Below are 18,259 nucleotides of genomic sequence, written 5' to 3' on the forward strand. Positions count from 1 at the left end.
GCCGTCGACTGGACGGCCGTCTTCCACGGCACCGGCGCCACCCGGACCGAACTCCCCACCTACGCCTTCCAGCGCACCCGCTACTGGCCCGAGCTGTCGGCCGATTCGGCCGCGGCCGGCACGGCCGCCCTCGACGCCCGGTTCTGGGAGGCCGTCGAGCGGAGGGACCTGGACGCGCTGTCGCAGGCGCTGGGCGGTGCCGACACCGAGCCGTTGCGGGCGGCCCTGCCGGCCCTCTTTGGCTGGCGGCAGCTCCAGCGCGAGCAGTCCGCCCTGGACACCTGGACCTACCGCGCCACCTGGAAGCCCGCCGAGTCCGCGGGAAGCGGCTCGCCGCTCCTGCCGGGCCGCTGGCTGCTTGCCGTCCCGGAGAGCTTCTCCGTCGACGACAAGCTCGTCGACGCGCTCGCCGCCGCACTGGCCGAACATGGCGCTGACGTCGCCCGGGTCGCGGTGGCCGAGCGTTCGGCGCTCGCCGCCACCCTCGCCGGCCTGGACCCCGAGGGCATCGACGGCGTCGTGTCGCTGCTTGCGCTCGCCGAGACCGCCGAGCCGGCGGGCCTGCTGGGCACGGTCGTGCTCCTCCAGGCCCTCGGCGACGCCGGTCTCCAGGCCCCCTTGTGGTGCCTGACCCGGGGTGCGGTCTCGGTCGGCGCCGCCGACCGCCTGGTCAGCCCCGCGCAGGCCGCCGTATGGGGTCTGGGCCGGGTCGCCGGGCTCGAACTGCCGCAGCGCTGGGGCGGTCTCCTCGACCTGCCGGCCGAACTCGACGAGCGGGCCACCGCCCGGCTGTGCGAGGTGCTGGCCACGGGCGACAAGGCCGAGGACCAGCTCGCACTGCGCGACCAGGGCGTGTTCGTACGGCGCCTCGTGCGCGCCCGCCTCGACGGCGGGCCGGGAGACTGGCAGCCCACCGGCACGGTCCTCGTCATCGGCGGTACCGGAGCCCTCGGCGGGTATGTCGCCCGCCTGCTGGCCGGACGGGGTGCCGAGCATCTCGTCCTGACCGGCCGCCGCGGCCTCGACGCCCCCGGCGCACCGGAGTTGCGCGACGAACTGCTCGCCCTGGGCACCCGGGTGACCGTGGAAGCCTGCGACGTCGCCGACCGCGACGCCCTGCGGGCGCTGTTCGACGGCCTGGACTCGGCCGGCATGCCCGTCACGGCGGTGGTGCACGCGGCCGGCGCCGCGGACGACGGCCTCATCGACACGCTGACCCCGGACCGGATCGCCGAGGCGCTGCGCGCCAAGGTGACCGGCGCCGCGTACCTGCACGAGCTCACCGAGGACCGGGAGCTGGACGCCTTCGTCCTGTTCTCCGCGTTCGCCGGCACCGTCGGCGGCGTGGGCCAGGGCGTCTACGCCGCGGCCAACGCCCATCTCGACGCCCTGGCGGGCCACCGCCGGGCGCTGGGCCTGACGGGTACGTCGATCGCATGGGGCCCGTGGGCCGACGGCGGCACGGCGCGCAACGACCCGGGCTTCGCCGACCGTATGCGTGACCGGGGCCTGCCCGTGCTGCCGACCGAGGCGGCCCTGGCCGCTCTCGGACGCGCCGTGGCGGGCACCGGAGCGGACGACCCGGCGGCCGTGCTGGTCGCCGACGTGGACTGGAGCTCCTTCCTGACCGCTTTCCTCGCCGCCCGCCCGGCGGCCTGGCTGGGGGACATCCCGGAGGTCCGGAAGTACATCGCGGACTCCGCGGCCGGCGACGGCGAGGCGCAGGGCGGTTCCGCCGCCTTCAAGGCATCTCTCGCCGGGCTGTCGGACGCCGAGGCGGCACGGAAGCTGCTGGAGCTGGTACGGACCGAGGCGGCAGCGGTACTGGGCTACGAATCGGCGGAGCCGATCGGCGCCAAACGGCCGTTCCGCGACCTCGGATTCGAGTCGCTCACCGCCGTCAACCTGCGGAACCAGCTGAGCACGAGGACGGGTCTAAGACTGCCCGTCACCCTGGTGTTCGACCACCCGACGCCCACCGCGCTGGCGGAATTCCTGCGCGGCGAGCTGGGGGGCGCGCAGGAGACGCCGGAAGTGGCGGTGCTGTCGGAGCTGGACCGGCTGGAGTCGGGCCTGTCCGTCCTCGACGGCGACGAGGGGGCCCGCCAGCGGGTCACCTCGCGCCTGCGGGCCCTGGTGTCCCGGCTGGACGGGGAGCAGGCGCCCGCGGAGGCGGGCGGCAGCGTCGTGGACCAGCTGGACGCGGCCAGTGCCGAAGAAGTCTTGGCCTTCATCGACAACGAGTTCGGAGAGGCCTGAAAAGCGTGTTTGCCGAGTGTGCGGAATTTTTGGAGGGGTTGGCGGGCCATGGCGAATGACAAGAAGGTCCTTGATTACCTGAAGCGGATGACCGCCGATCTCCACCAGACCCGGCAGCGCGTGCGCGAGCTGGAGGCAGGGGAACACGAGCCGATCGCCATCGTGTCGATGAGCTGCCGGTTCCCCGGAGGCGTGAGTTCGCCGGAAGACCTGTGGCGACTGGTGGCGGAGGGGAGGGACGCGATATCCGCGTTCCCCGAGGACCGCGGCTGGGACCTGGAGAAGCTGTACGACGCGGACCCCGACAAGCGGGGTTCCTCGTACGCCAGCTCGGGCGGATTCCTCGACGGGGTGGGCGACTTCGACCCCGCGCTGTTCGACATCAGCCCGCGTGAGGCGCTGGCGATGGACCCGCAGCAGCGGCTCCTGCTGGAGAGCACCTGGGAGCTGTTCGAGCGCGCGGGCATGGCCCCGTCCTCGGTGCGCGGCCGCCAGGTCGGTGTGTTCGCCGGCGCGTCCGGCGAGGACTACTCGACGATGCTGCAGTTCACCGAGGGCATCGAGGGTTACTACCTCACCGGCACGTCCGGCAGCGTGGTGTCCGGCCGTATCGCCTATGCCTTCGGTCTCGAAGGGCCCGCGGTCTCGGTCGACACGGCGTGCTCCTCCGCGCTCGTCTCCATCCACCTGGCCGCCCAGTCCCTGCGCCAGCGCGAGTGCACCCTCGCCGTCGCCGGCGGTGTGACGGTCATGTCCGCCCCCGGCATGTTCATCGAGTTCAGCCGTCAGCGCGGCCTCGCCTCCGACGGCCGCTGCAAGGCCTTCGCCGACTCCGCCGACGGCACCGGCTGGTCCGAGGGCGTCGGCCTGGTCCTGCTGGAGCGGCTGTCCGACGCCCGCCGCAACGGCCACGAGGTCCTCGCCGTCATCCGCGGCTCCGCCGTCAACCAGGACGGTGCCTCCAACGGTCTGACCGCCCCCAACGGCCCCTCGCAGCAGCGCGTCATCCGCCAGGCGCTGGCCAGCGCGGGTCTGTCCGCCGGGCAGGTCGACGCCGTCGAGGCGCACGGCACCGGCACGAAGCTGGGCGACCCGATCGAGGCCCAGGCCCTGATCAACACGTACGGCCAGGACCGCCCCGAGGACAAGCCGCTGTGGCTCGGGTCGCTGAAGTCCAACCTCGGCCACACCCAGGCCGCCGCCGGCGCCGCCGGCATCATCAAAATGGTCATGGCCCTGCGCCACGGCGTCCTCCCGCGGACCCTCCACGTCGACCAGCCCTCCTCGCACGTGGACTGGAGCGCGGGCAACGTCGAGCTGCTCACCGAGGCCCGTGAGTGGCCCGAGGCGGACGAGCCCCGCCGCTTCGGCATCTCCTCGTTCGGCATCAGCGGCACCAACGCGCACACGATCATCGAGGAGGCGCCCGCCGCCGAGGAAGCGCCCGCCTCCGCCACCACGGAGCCCGCGGGCCTCGCGTGGCTGCTCTCCGGCCGCAGCGAGCCGGCCGTGGCCGCCCAGGCGGCCCGTCTCCTGGACCGCATCGAAGGCGACCGCACCGCGGACCGTACCGCCGGCGCGACCACCGACCTTGCCGCCGACGCGACCGCCGAGCAGGCCGCGGGCGTGCTCGACATCGCCTGGTCGACCGCCGTCACCCGCTCCGCCCTCGACCACCGCGTCGCCGTCCTCGGCAAGAACCGCGAGGAACTCCTCGCGGGCCTGCGGTCCGTCGCCGACGGCACCCCCGACCCCGGCGTGCTCACCGGTACCGCACTCGAGAACGGCGGACTGGCGTTCCTGTTCTCCGGCCAGGGATCGCAGCGCGCCGAAATGGGCCGCGAACTGTACGAGGCCCAGCCGGAGTTCGCCGCGGCCTTCGACGCCGTGTGCGCGGAGCTCGACAAGCACCTCGACGAGCCCGTCAAGGAGATCGTCTTCGGCGGCTCCGAGCTGATCGACCAGACCGTCTACACGCAGGCCGGCCTGTTCGCCCTCGAAGTCGCGCTGTTCCGCCTGCTCGCGCACTGGGGTGTCACCCCCGACTACCTGCTCGGCCACTCCATCGGCGAGCTCTCGGCCGCGCACGTCGCCGGCCTCTGGACCCTGGAGGACGCCGCCGCCCTCGTCACCGCCCGCGGCCGCCTCATGCAGGCACTGCCGACCGGCGGCGCGATGGTCGCCGTCCAGGCCACCGAGGCCGAGGTCCTCCCGCTGCTCGACGACCGGGTCTCCGTCGCCGCCGTCAACGGCCCGGACTCCGTGGTCGTCTCCGGCGACGAGGACGCCGTACTGGCCCTCGCCGCCCGCTTCGAGAAGACGAAGCGCCTGCGGGTCAGCCACGCCTTCCACTCCCCGCACATGGACGGGATGCTCGACGACTTCGCCAAGGTCGCGGCGACCCTCACCTTCCACGAGCCGCGGCTGCCGATCGTCTCCAACCTCACCGGCGACATCGTCCCGGCCGACGAGCTGCGCACCCCCGAGCACTGGGTCCGCCACGTCCGCGAGGCCGTTCGCTTCGCCGACGGGCTGCGCGCCCTCGACGGCCTCGGCGTCACCACGTACCTCGAGATCGGCGCGGGCGGCGCCCTCGCCGCCCTCGGCAGCGACACCGTCCCGGCCTCCACCGCCGCGTTCGTACCCGCGCTGCGCAAGGACCGTCCGGAGACCGACGCGCTGACCACCGCCGTCGCCGAACTCCACGTACGCGGCGCCCACATCGACTGGGAGGCGTTCTACGCCGGCAGCGGCGCCCGCGCCGTCACCCTGCCCACGTACGCCTTCCAGCACGAGCGCTACTGGCCCAAGCTGCCCACCGGCTGGACCGGCGACATCGCCGCCATCGGCCAGCGTTCCGCCGGCCACCCTCTGCTCGGCGCCGCCGTCAGCCTCGCCGACGGCGACGGCATGCTGTTCACCGGCTGCCTGTCCCTGCAGACCCACCCGTGGCTCGCCGACCACGTCGTCCTCGGTACGACACTGCTGCCCGGCACCGCCTTCGTCGAGCTCGCGATCGCCGCCGGCGACGAGGTCGGCTGCGGCCAGGTCCGCGAACTCAACCTGGAAGCCCCGCTCGTCCTGCCCGAGCAGGGCGGTGTGGCCGTCCAGCTCTCCGTCGGACCCGCCGACGCGCAGGGCCTGCGCGGCGTGAGCGTGCACTCCCGCCCGGCCGCCGACACCGACGAGCCGTGGATCCGCCACGCCAGCGGCACCCTCGCCCCGGCCGGCCCCGCCGACACAGCCGCCGACGGCGACCTCACCGAGTGGCCGCCGCCCGGCGCCACCGCCCTGCCCCTCGACGGCTTCTACGAGAACCTCTCCGCGCAGAGCTACGACTACGGGCACGCCTTCCAGGGGCTGCGTGCCGCCTGGCGCCGCGGCGAGGAGCTCTTCGCCGAGGTCCGCCTCCCCGAGGACATCGCCACTGACGCCCGCTCCTTCGGCCTGCACCCGGCCCTGCTCGACATGGCCATGCACCTCAACGCCCTCAACGACTTCGACGGTGGCATGGGAGAGGGCCGCGGCCGCCTGCCGTTCTCCTGGAACGCGGTGACCCTGCACGCCGCGGGCGCCTCCGCGGTGCGCGTCCGGCTCGTCCGCACCGCCGGGAGCGACGGCGTCACCGTCCGGCTCGCCGACGAGACCGGCGCGCCCGTCGCCATCGTCGGCGAACTGATGTTCCGGCCCGTCTCGGCCGCACAGCTCGGCAGCGGCCAGGGCGGCCGTACCGAGTCCCTGTTCCGCGTCGACTGGACCGGCGTGCCGGCCACCGGCAGCCACGACGCCGACGACTGGGTGCTGCTCGGCGACAACCCCTTCAAGCTCCCCGCCGCGGCCCGGTTCGAGAGCCTCGCCTCCCTCGGCGCGGCCGTCGACGAGGGGATGCCGCTGCCCGGCACCATCGTCGCGCCGCTGCACACCCGCCCCGGGACCGAGCTCACGGCCGGCGCCCACGCCGCCGCGCACCGCGCGCTGGAACTCGCCCAGGCACTCCTGGCCGACGAGCGGTTCGAGCGGTGCCGGCTGGTCCTCGTGACCCGCGGGGCGGTCGCCGCCACCGCCGACGAGGACCTCGACGACCTCGCCCAGTCCGCCGCCTGGGGGCTGATCCGCTCGGCCCAGAACGAGAACCCCGGCCGCTTCGTCCTCGTCGACCTCGACGGGACGCAGCCCTCGCGCCGGGCGCTGCCCCAGGCCCTGGCCGCCGCGGAGCCGCAGCTCGCCGTCCGCGAGGGCGAGCTGTACGCGCCCCGGCTCGCCCGCGCGCCCCGCACCGACGACACCGACTCCGCCACCGGCAGCGCGCTGCTCGACCCCGAGGGCACCGTCCTGGTCACCGGCGCCACCGGCACCATCGGCACCCTCCTCGCCGAGCATCTCGTACGGACCCACGGCGCCCGCCACCTGCTGCTGCTCAGCCGCCGTGGCGCCGCCGCGCCCGGCGCCGACGAACTGACCGCCCGCCTCGAGGAGCTGGGCGCCGACGTCACCTTCGCCGCCTGCGACGTGGGCGACCGCGACAGCCTGGCGAAGACCCTCTGCGCCGTCCCGGCCGAGCACCCGCTCACCGCCGTCCTGCACGCCGCGGGCATCTCCGACGACGGCATCCTGACCGCGCTGACGCCCCGCCGGATCGACGGCGTCTTCACCCCCAAGCTCGACGCCGCCGTCCACCTGCACGAACTCACCCAGGACCTGGACCTCCGGTCGTTCGTCCTGTTCTCCTCCCTCGCCGCCACCTTCGGCGGCCCCGGGCAGGGCAACTACGCGGCCGCCAACCTGTTCCTCGACCAGCTCGCCCAGTGGCGCCGCCGGCGCGGCCTGGCCGCCGTCTCCCTCGCCTGGGGCCTGTGGGCCGAGCGCAGCGGACTCGCCGCCCATCTCGACGAGTCCCACCTCCAGCGCATCAACAGCTCCGGCGTCACGGCCATCGCCTCCGAGGACGGACTCGCCCTCTTCGACGCCGCGACCTCCCGCCCCGAGCCGATGGTCATCCCGGCGCACATCAACCTGCCGTCGCGGGCCGACAGCCCCGAGGCGGTGCCGCCGATCCTGCGCGGTCTGATCCGGGCCGCCGCTCGCCCGGCGGCCGCGACCGCCGGCGCCGCCGTGGTCTCCTCGCTCGTCCGGCAGCTCGTGGAGCTGCCCGAGGCGGACCGCACCGCCTTCGTTCTGGACGTCGTACGCGACGCAGCGGCCGCCGTGCTCGGCTACCGCTCCGCACACGAGATCCAGGCACAGCGGGCGTTCAGCGACCTCGGGTTCGACTCGCTGACGGCCGTCGAGATGCGCAACCGGCTGAGCCTGGCCACCGAACTGCGGCTGCCCGCCACCCTCGTCTTCGACTACCCGACCCCGGCTGCCCTCGCCGACCACCTGTGCGCCGAACTGCTCGGCAGCCCCGCCGCCGTCGCCGAGTTCGCGGCCGCCACCGGCGGTGACGACGACCCGATCGCCATCATCGGCATGAGCTGCCGCCTGCCCGGCGACGTCCGCTCGCCCGAGGACCTGTGGCAGCTGGTCCGTGACGGCGCCGACGCCATGGGCCCCGTACCGGCCGACCGCGGCTGGCGGATCAACGGCCTGCCCGGCGCCGAAAGCGGCCCGGACGGCGGCCCCTTCGAGCTGCGCGGCGGCTTCGTCGCCGACCCCGCCGGCTTCGACCCGGCCTTCTTCGGCATCTCACCGCGCGAGGCCACCACCATGGACCCGCAGCAGCGGCTCCTGCTGGAGACCTCCTGGGAGGCCTTCGAGCGGGCCGGCATCGACCCGGCCACCGTCAAGGGCACCAGCGTCGGCGTCTTCGCCGGCTCCAGCGGCCAGGACTACTCCGCCCTGCTCAACGCCTCCGAGGGCAACGAGGGCTACCTCCTCACCGGCACCACCGCCAGCGTCGTCTCCGGCCGCGTCTCGTACGCCTTCGGCTTCGAGGGCCCCGCGGTCACCGTCGACACGGCCTGCTCCTCCTCGCTGGTCGCCCTGCACCTGGCCACCCAGGCGCTGCGCCAGGGCGAGTGCACCATGGCCCTCGCCGGCGGCGTGATGGTGATGGCCACCCCGGCGGCCTTCGCCGGCCTCAGCGGACAGGGCGGCTTCGCCTCCGACGGCCGCTGCAAGGCCTTCGCCGACTCCGCCGACGGCACCGGCTGGTCGGAGGGCGTCGGCGTCCTGCTCGTCGAGCGGCTCTCCGACGCCCGCCGCAACGGCCACCAGGTCCTCGCGATCGTCCGCGGCTCCGCCATCAACCAGGACGGCGCCTCCAACGGCCTCACCGCCCCCAACGGCCCCTCGCAGCAGCGCGTCATCCGCCAGGCCCTCGCCAACGCCCGTCTGACCACCGCCGACGTCGACGTCGTCGAGGCGCACGGCACCGGTACGAAGCTGGGCGACCCGATCGAGGCCCAGGCCCTGCTCGCCACCTACGGCCAGGACCGCGCCGAGGGTCTCGCCCTGCGCCTCGGCTCGGTCAAGTCCAACATCGGCCACACCCAGGCCGCCGCCGGCGTCGCCGGCATCATCAAGATGGTCATGGCGATCCGCAACGGGATCCTGCCCAAGAGCCTCCACATCGACGAGCCCTCCACGCACGTCGACTGGACCGCCGGCGCCGTCGAGCTTCTCATCGCGGAGCAGACCTGGCCGGAGACCGGCCGGGCGCGCCGTGGCGCCGTGTCCTCCTTCGGCGTCTCGGGCACCAACGCCCACATCATCCTCGAACAGGCCCCCGAGACCGCGCCCGGAGACGAGCCGGCGACCACCGAGGGCCCGCTGCTCCACGCCCCCGGCGTTCCGGTCGTCCTGTCCGCCAAGAACGAACAGGCCCTCCAGGCCCAGGCCGAGCGCCTGCTCCAGCACCTCACCGACCACCCCGAACTGGCCCCCGCGGACGTCGCCTGGTCCCTGGCCGACACCCGCGCCCACTTCGACCACCGCGCCGCCCTGGTGACGCGCGACCGCGAGGAACTGCTGCGCGGCCTCGAGTCCTTCGTGGCCGGCCTGGCCGCACCCGGCACGGTGTCCGGTCAGGTACGGCCGTCGGGCCGCCCCGTGTTCGTGTTCCCGGGCCAGGGCGCGCAGTGGTTCGGCATGGCCGTCGGACTCCTCGAGACCTCGCCGGCGTTCGCGGCGCGGATGGCCGAGTGCGCCGCAGCCCTGCGGCCCCACGTCGGCTGGTCACTCCTCGACGTCGTCCGGGGGGTGGACGGCGCGCCCGGACTGGACCGTGTCGACGTCGTCCAGCCCGTCCTCTGGGCCGTCATGGTGTCCCTCGCCGAGACGTGGCGTTCGCTGGGCGTCCGCCCTGCGGCCGTGATCGGTCACTCGCAGGGCGAGATCGCGGCGGCCGCTGTCGCCGGGGTGCTGTCGCTTGAGGATGCGGCGAAGGTCGTGGCGCTGCGGAGCCGGGCGATCATCGCCCTGGCCGGGCGTGGTGGCATGGTGTCGGTGGCTCAGCCCGCCGCGTGGGTGCGGGAGAAGATCGAGGCGTGGGACGGTCGTATCTCGGTCGCCGCCGTCAACGGACCTGCCACGGCGGTGGTGTCCGGTGCCCCGGAGGCTTTGGACGAGCTGCTCGCCGACTGCCAGGCCGCCGACGTCCGTGCCCGCAGGATCGACGTGGACTACGCCTCGCACTCCGCGCACGTGGAGGAGATCGAGGCCGAACTCGCCCGACTGCTTGCCGGTATCGAGGCCGAGGCCGGTACGACCCCGCTGTACTCCTCCCTCACCGGCGAGCTGCTCGACGGCCGGGAGATGGGCTCCGGCTACTGGTACAACAACCTCCGCGAGACAGTGGAGTTCGAGCAGGCCACCCGCGCCGCCCTCGCCGACGGCCACTCCGTCTTCATCGAGGTCAGCCCCCACCCCGTCCTGACCATCGGCCTCCAGGGCACCATCGAGGACGCGGGCGCCGAGGCCGCCGCCCTGGGCACCCTGCGCCGCGACGAGGACGAGGCCCAGCGCCTGCTGACCTCACTCGCCGAAGCCCACTGCCACGGCGTCACCGTCGACTGGACCGCCGTCTTCGGCACCGGCGCCACCCGCGTCGACCTGCCCACCTACGCCTTCCAGCACGAGCGGTACTGGCTGCCGATGCCGGGCTCCGGCGCCGGCGACCTCGCCTCCGTCGGCCTCGGCGCCACCGAGCACCCCATGCTCAGCGCCGCCGTGCCCCTCGCCGACTCCGACGGTCACGTCTTCACCGGCCGGTTCTCCACGGAAAGCCACCCGTGGATGGCCGAGCACGTGGTCATGGGCACGATCATCGTCCCGGGCACCGGCTTCGTGGAGATGGCCACCCGCGCCGCCCACCGGACCGGCTGCGACACCGTCGAGGAACTCACCATCGAGGCCCCGCTGGTGCTGCCCGAGGGCGGCGCCCGCCAGATCCAGGTCACCGTCGGAGCCCCGGACGAGACCGGCCGCCGTACCCTCACCGTCCACTCCCGCCCCGCCGGGGCCACCGACGACACCGGCTTCGAGACGCCGTGGCTGCGCCACGCCACCGGCGTTCTCGCCACCGACGGGACCGGCGGCACGCCGGCGTACGACTTCACCGACTGGCCGCCCGCCGGCGCCGTCGAGCTGCCCCTGGAGGGCTTCTACGAGCAGGCCCTGCTGACCGGCTTCGACTACGGCCCCATGTTCCAGGGCATCACCCGCGCCTGGCAGCTCGGCGAGGACATCTACGCCGACCTCGCCCTCCCGCAGGACGGCCGCGCCGAGGCCGCCGACTACGGCCTCCACCCCGGCCTCCTCGACGCCGCCCTTCAGTCCATGGGTGTGGGCGACTTCAAGCCCGGCCACGGCCAGGGCGAGGACGCGAGCAAGCCCCGTCTCCCCTTCGCCTGGCGCGGCGTGACCGTGCACGCCACCGGCGCCTCGGTCCTGCGGGCCCGCCTGCTGCCCGTCGGCGCCAACGGCATCGGCTTCCAGATCGCCGACGCGACCGGCGCCCCGGTCATCACCGTCGACGAGCTCGCCATGCGGCCCGTCGACCCCGACCAGCTCAAGGCCGCGAGCCAGGGCGGCGGCAACGACGCCCTGTTCACCCTCGACTGGACCCCGGTGGCGGCCACCGCGCCCGCCCCGGCCGGCAGCTGGGCCTTCCTCGGCGCCGACCAGGCCCCGTTCACCGTCGCGGGCGGCGTCCCGTCCGCCCACGCCGACCTGGCCGCGCTCACCGCCGCCGTCGAGGCCGGCGCGCCGGTGCCCGACCACGTGGTCGCCGCGATCCGCGGCACTACCGGCGCCCCGCTCACCGCGGCGGCCCACGCCACCGCCCTCGCCGCCCTCGAACTGCTCCAGCGGTGGATCGGCGACGAACGCTTCGCAGGCACCCGCCTCGTCCTCGCCACCACCGGGGCCCTGGCCGCCGTGCCCGGCGAGCACGTCACCGACCTGGCCGCCGCGCCCGTCTGGGGCCTGGTCCGGTCCGCCCAGTCCGAGCACCCGGACCGCTTCACCCTCGTCGACACCGACGGCACCGACGCCTCCTGGACCGCGTTCCCCGAGGCCCTCGCCGTCGCCGAGACGCAACTGGCCCTGCGCGAGGGCGTCGTGCTCGCACCGCGCCTCGACCGGGCCCCGGTCGCCCCCGACGAGAACGCCGCCCCTGCCCTCGACCCCGAGGGCACCGTCCTGATCACCGGCGGCACCGGAGTCCTCGGCGGCCACATCGCCCGCCACCTCGCCACCGAGAAGGGCGCACGACGGCTCCTGCTCCTCAGCCGGCAGGGCGCCGAAGCCCCCGGCGCGGCCGAACTCGCCCGGGAACTGGCCGCCACGGGCGCCGAGGCGCAGATCGTGGCCTGCGACGCCGCCGACCGCGACGCGCTAGCCCGGGTAATCGACGCCATTCCCGCCGCGCACCCGCTGACCGCCGTCGTCCACACCGCCGGAACCCTCGACGACGGTGTCATCACCTCCCTCACTCCCGAGCGGCTGGCCGCCGTCCAGCGACCCAAGGTCGACGCGGCCGTCCACCTCCACGAGCTCACCCGGGACCGCGACCTCTCCGCGTTCGTGCTCTTCTCCTCCGCCGCCGGCACCCTCGGCAGCTCCGGACAGGGCAACTACGCGGCGGGCAACGCCTTCCTCGACGCGCTCGCCCAGCACCGCCGCGCCGCCGGCCTGCCCGCCACCGCCCTCGCCTGGGGCTTCTGGGCCCAGGCCAGCAGCATGACCGGGCACCTCGGTGACGCCGACGTCCGCCGCATGAGCGGCGCCGGTGTCGTCGGCCTCACCAACGAGCAGGGCCTGGCCCTCTTCGACCTGGCCATCGCACAGCCCGGCGCGCTGGTTCTGCCCATCCGGCTGGACTACGCGGCCCTGCGCGTCAGGGCCGCCGCCGGCGGCCTGCCGCCGATGATGCGCAAGCTCGTACGCGCCCAGGCGAAGCGGGCCGGAGACGCGGCCGGCGCCCCGGTCGTCCCGCTCGCACAGCGGCTGGCGGGCCTGTCCGAGGAGGAGCGCGACCGCGTCGTCCTCGACCTGATCCGCACTCACGCCGCCGCCGTGCTCGGCCACGCCACCCCCGACGCCATCGACCCGCAGGGGGCGTTCAAGAAGCTCGGCTTCGACTCGCTGATCGCCATCGACCTGCGCAACCGGCTCAACACCGTGACCGGGCTGCGGCTGCCCGCCACGCTCGTCTTCGACTACCCGACCCCCGTGGAACTCGCCGCCTACGTCCGCGGCGAGGTGATCCCGGACGCCGCGGGCAACGCCGCCACCCCGGTGCTCGCCGAGATCGACCGGCTCGCCGCACTCCTGGCGGGCATCGGCGACGCGGACGCCCGTACACAGATCACCGACCGGCTCAAGGGCGTGCTCGCGCAGTGGGACACCTCGCGCACCGCCGCCGGCGAGGACACCGCGGGCGACCTCGACGAGGCCAGCGACGACGAGATCTTCGACTTCCTCGGCCGGGAGTTCGGCATCTCATGAGCCGCCCCATGAGGAGCCGCAGCCGGCACCCCCGGACCGCACTGACACAGACCCGCTTCGAGGAGCGACCCCACCATGACTGACGAATCGAAGACCGACGAGCAGAAGCTTCGCTACTTCCTCAAGCGGGTGACGGCGGACCTCCAGGAGACCCGCGGCAAGCTGCAGGCCGCCGAGGCCAAGGAGCACGAGCCCATCGCCATCACGGCCATGAGCTGCCGCTTCCCCGGCAACGTCCGCTCTCCCGAGGACCTGTGGCAGGTCGTCCTCTCCGGCACCGACGCCCTGTCCGCCTTCCCCGAGGATCGCGGCTGGGACTTCGAGGGCCTGTTCTTCAAGGACCCCGACGAGCCGAACCAGTCGTATTCACTCGAAGGCGGATTCGTCTACGACGTCCCCAAGTTCGACGCCGAGTTCTTCGGTATCTCGCCCCGCGAGGCCCTCGCGATGGACCCGCAGCAGCGGATCGTCCTGGAGACCTCCTGGGAGGTCGTCGAGCGGGCCGGCATCGACATGGCGTCGCTGCGCGGCACCCAGACCGGCGTGTTCATCGGCACCAGCTTCCAGGGCTACGGTGCCTCCATCGAGAACCCGCCGGAGGGCACCGAGCTCTACCTGGGCATCGGCACCACCATCAGCGTGGCCTCCGGCCGCGTCGCCTACACCTTCGGGCTCAACGGCCCCGCCGTCACCGTCGACACCGCCTGCTCGTCCTCTCTGGTCGCCCTGCACATGGCCGCCCAGTCGCTGCGCAAGAACGAGTGCTCCATGGCCCTCGTCGGCGGCGTCACCATCATGGCCAACGCCGGTGCCTTCACCGAGTTCAGCCGCCAGCGCGGCCTTTCCACCAGCGGCCGCTGCAAGGCGTTCTCCGCCGAGGCCGACGGCACCGGATGGGGCGAGGGCATCGGCATGTTCCTCGTCGAGCGGCTCTCCGACGCCCAGGCCGCCGGGCGCCCCGTGCTGGCCGTCATCCGCGGCTCCGGCATCAACCAGGACGGCGCCTCCAACGGCCTCACCGCCCCCAACGGCCCCGCCCAGACCCGCGTCATCCGCGCGGCCCTCGACGACGCCGGCCTCTCGCCCGCACAGATCGACCTGGTCGAGGCGCACGGCACCGGCACCAAGCTGGGCGACCCGATCGAGGCCCAGGCCCTGCTCGCGGCGTACGGCAAGAGCCGCCCCGACGGCCGCCCGCTGATGCTCGGCTCGGTGAAGTCGAACATCGGCCACACCCAGGCCGCCGCCGGCGCCGCCGGCCTGATCAAGGCCGTGATGGCGATGCGCCACGGCGTCCTGCCGCCCACGCTCCACATCGACCGGCCCTCGGAGCACGTCGACTGGAACGCGGGCGAACTCGCCCTTGTCTCCGAGCCCACCGCGTGGCCCGAGACCGGCGCCCCGCGCCGGGCCGGCGTCTCCTCGTTCGGCGTCAGCGGCACCAACTCCCACGTCATCATCGAGCAGGCCCCGCCGGCCCCGGAGCAGACGGACGACCCGATCCAGACCCCGCCCACCCGGCTGCCCGCCGTGCCGTGGATCCTGTCCGCCAAGTCCGAGCAGGCGCTCCGCGCCCAGGCGGCCAACCTGCTGGCGCGGGTACGTGACGACGCGTCGGCCTCGCTCACGGACATCGGCTACTCGCTGGCCCTGACCCGCTCCCGCCTCGAGCACCGCACCGCCGTCGTGGCCGGTGAGCGCGAGGAGTTCCTCGCCGCCCTGGAGACCATCGCCGCCGGCGAGCCGGCCTCCTCGGTCGCCACCGGGTCCGCGGCCCGCGCCACCAAGCCGGTCTTCGTCTTCCCGGGCCAGGGCGCCCAGTGGGCCGGGATGGCCCTCGGCCTGCTCGATTCCTCGCCGGTGTTCGCGGAACGAATGGCCGAATGCGGGGCTGCGCTGGAGCCGTTCACCGGTTGGTCGTTGCTCGATGTCGTACGGGGCACGAGCGGCGCCCCGGGCCTGGACCGGGTCGACGTCGTCCAGCCGGTTCTGTGGGCCGTGATGGTGTCGCTGGCGGAGGTCTGGCGTTCGTACGGTGTGGAGCCCGCGGCTGTGATCGGTCACTCGCAGGGTGAGATCGCGGCGGCCGCCGTGGCGGGGATTCTCTCTCTTGAGGATGCGGCGAAGGTCGTGGCGCTGCGGAGCCGGGCGATCATTGCCCTGGCCGGGCGTGGTGGCATGGTGTCGGTGGCTCAGCCCGCCGCGTGGGTGCGGGAGAAGATCGCGGCGTGGGACGGTCGTATCTCGGTCGCCGCCGTCAACGGACCCTCTTCCGTGGTCGTCTCCGGTGACCCGCAGGCCCTGGACGAGCTGGTCGCCGAGTGCCTGGCGGCCGAGATCCGTGCCCGTAAGGTCGACGTGGACTACGCCTCGCACTCCGCCCACGTGGAGGAGATCGAGGCCGAACTGGCGAAGCTGCTCGCCGGGATCACCCCACGCAGTGGTGAGACCGCCCTGTACTCCTCCCTCACCGGCGAGCTCCTCGACGGCACGCGGATGGGCTCCGCGTACTGGTACCAGAACCTCCGCGAGACGGTCGAGTTCGAGCAGGCGACGCGCACCGCCCTCACCGCAGGCAACACGGTCTTCATCGAGGTCAGCCCGCACACCGTCCTCTCCCTCGGCCTCCAGGGCACCATCGACGACGCCGGCGCCGAAGCTGCGACGCTCGGCACCCTGCGCCGTGACGAAGGCGGCCTCGACCGCTTCCTGACCTCCCTCGCCGAAGCCCACGTTCACGGCGCGGCCGTGAACTGGAACACCGTCTTCGAAGGCACCGGCGCCACCCGGACCGAACTGCCGACCTATGCCTTCCAAGGCTCCCGCTACTGGATCGCGGACGAGATCGCCCCGCTTCTCGCGGCGGCCGCAGGACCCGCGGCCGACCCCGCCGAGACGGCCTTCTGGGAGGCCGTCGAGGAAGCCGACCTCGAGTCCCTCGCCGAGACGCTCCGCGTGGACGACGACACCGCCGAACACACCCTCGGCGCGCTCGTGCCGCTGCTGTCCTCCTGGCGCAAGCGGCTGCGCGACAAGTCCGCCACGGACGACTGGCGCTACGAGGTCACCTGGCGCGTCCACTCCCAGCCCTCGGCCGGCCGGCTGACCGGCACCTGGCTGGTCGCGGTCCCGGCGGCCCTCGCGGACGACCCGTACACCGCGGACATCCTCCAGGCCCTCGCGAGCCAGGGAGCCGAACCGGTCGTCCTCGCCGTCGGCGACGCCGAGACCACCGATCCGGAGCTGCTGGCCGACCGCATCGAGGCGGCCCTCGCGCCGGAGCGCGTCTCCCCGGCCACCGGAGTCCTGTCCCTGCTGGCGCTCGACGGCACCGCGCACCCCGAAGGCCTGGCCGTCCCGCGCGGCTACGCCGCCTCCGTCACGCTGCTCCAGGCGCTGGGCCGGGCCGGCGTCCGCGCCCCGCTGTGGACCGCCACGCGCGGCGCCGTGTCCGTCAACATCGCCGATCAGCTCGACGCCCCGCACCAGGCGGCAGTCTGGGGTCTGGGCCGCGTCGCCGCCCTCGAGCACCCCGACCGCTGGGGCGGCCTGATCGACCTGCCGGCAGCCTTCGACGAGCGCACCACCGCGCTCTTCGCCGGCGCCCTGGGCGACTCCGGCCCGGAGGACCAGCTCGCCGTCCGCCCCGCCGGTACGTTCGTCCGCCGACTGCGCCGCCTGCCCCTCAAGACGGCCACCGGCGACACCTCCTGGCGCACCCGGGGCACCGTCCTGATCACCGGCGGCACCGGCGCCCTCGGCGGCCAGGTCGCCCGCTGGCTGGCCGGCGGTGGCGCCGAGCACCTGCTGCTGGTCAGCCGGCGCGGCGCCGACGCCCTGGGCGCCGACGCCCTGTACGCCGAACTGACGGGCCTCGGCGCTCAGGTGACCATCGCTGCCTGCGACACCGGCGACCGGGACGCCCTGGCAGCCGTACTCGCCGATGTGCCGGCACACCAGCCGCTGACCGCCGTCGTCCACACCGCCGCGGTGCTCGACGACAGCGTCATCGACTCGCTCAGCCTGGACCAGATCGACCGCGCCCTGCACGCCAAGGCCCGCGCGGCGTTCAACCTCCACGAGCTGACCCGGGACCTGGACCTCAAGGCATTCGTCCTGTTCTCCTCCTTCGGAGGCACGGTCGGAACGCCCGGCCAGGGCAACTACGCCCCCGGCAACGCCGTGCTCGACGCCCTCGCCCTGCACCGCCGCGGCCAGGGCCTGCCCGCCACCTCCGTCGCCTGGGGCGCCTGGGGCGGCGGCGGCATGGCCGACGGCGACTTCGGCGACACGCTGAGCCGCCACGGCCTGCGCGAGATGCGGCCCGACCTCGCCACCGGTGCGCTCCAGCAGGCCGTGGAGCAGAACGAGAGCAACCTGCTCATCGCCGACATCGACTGGGAGCGCTTCTACGTCGCCTTCACCGCGATCCGCAGCAGCCCCCTGCTCGAGGACATCCCCGAGGTCCGGGACATCGCCCGGGCCATGGCCGAGGCGGGCAGCGGCGACGAGCCGTCCGAACTCGTCCAGCGCCTGGCCGGCCTGACCGAGCAGGAGCAGGAGAACGCCCTCGTCGAGCTGATCCGCGAATGCGTCTCCGCCGTCCTCGGCTTCTCCGGGAACGAGGCCGTCCCGGTCAAGAAGGCGTTCCGCGAGATGGGATTCGACTCCGTCACCGCCGTGGAACTGCGCAACAGGCTGTCCGCCCGCACCGGTCTCAAACTGCCCGTGACCACCGCGTTCGACTACCCCACGTCCAAGACTCTGGCCGCATTCATGCGCGAACAGCTACTCCAGGACGGTGAGGCCGCGGCAACCGCCGCCCTCGAGGAACTCGACCGGATCGAGGCCGCCATGGCGTCTGTGGGTGCCGACAACGTCGGCCGTACCCGCGTCCTCCTGCGGATGAAGGCGCTCGTCGCCGACTGGCAGGAGGAGCCGCGCGGTGACGCGCCGGCTTCGGCGGCGGCGGAGATCGACTCCGCCTCGGACGACGAGATGTTCCAGCTGCTCGGCAAGAAGTTCGGCATTTCGTAACCGCTGCCCAGCG

The 18,259-nt window shown here is 73.9% G+C and carries 3 protein-coding genes; all 3 read left to right on the forward strand.

Annotated features, from left to right (window positions below; all coding sequences use genetic code 11):
* Positions 1 to 2,259 (forward strand): SDR family NAD(P)-dependent oxidoreductase (locus tag ACFYPC_RS36180; RefSeq protein WP_391891589.1); only part of this gene is annotated, 2,259 nt, incomplete at its 5' end.
* Positions 2,260 to 2,307: 48 nt separating this feature from the next.
* Complete coding sequence (locus ACFYPC_RS36185; RefSeq protein WP_391891590.1) at positions 2,308 to 13,209, forward strand: SDR family NAD(P)-dependent oxidoreductase; 10,902 nt, start codon at positions 2,308 to 2,310, stop codon at positions 13,207 to 13,209.
* Between the two features lie 75 nt (positions 13,210 to 13,284).
* Positions 13,285 to 18,246 (forward strand): type I polyketide synthase, encoded by a 4,962-nt coding sequence (locus ACFYPC_RS36190; RefSeq protein ID WP_391891591.1) that lies wholly within the window; start codon positions 13,285 to 13,287, stop codon positions 18,244 to 18,246.
* Positions 18,247 to 18,259 lie beyond the last annotated feature (13 nt).

Origin of the sequence: Streptomyces sp. NPDC005808 (assembly GCF_042871385.1) — a bacterium.
GTDB lineage: Bacteria > Actinomycetota > Actinomycetes > Streptomycetales > Streptomycetaceae > Streptomyces.

Coding starts and splice junctions, on each gene's coding strand:
- ACFYPC_RS36190 (WP_391891591.1), top strand. CDS start 13,285: ATGACTGACGAATCGAAGACCGACGAGCAGAAGCTTCGCTACTTCCTC.
- ACFYPC_RS36185 (WP_391891590.1), top strand. CDS start 2,308: ATGGCGAATGACAAGAAGGTCCTTGATTACCTGAAGCGGATGACCGCC.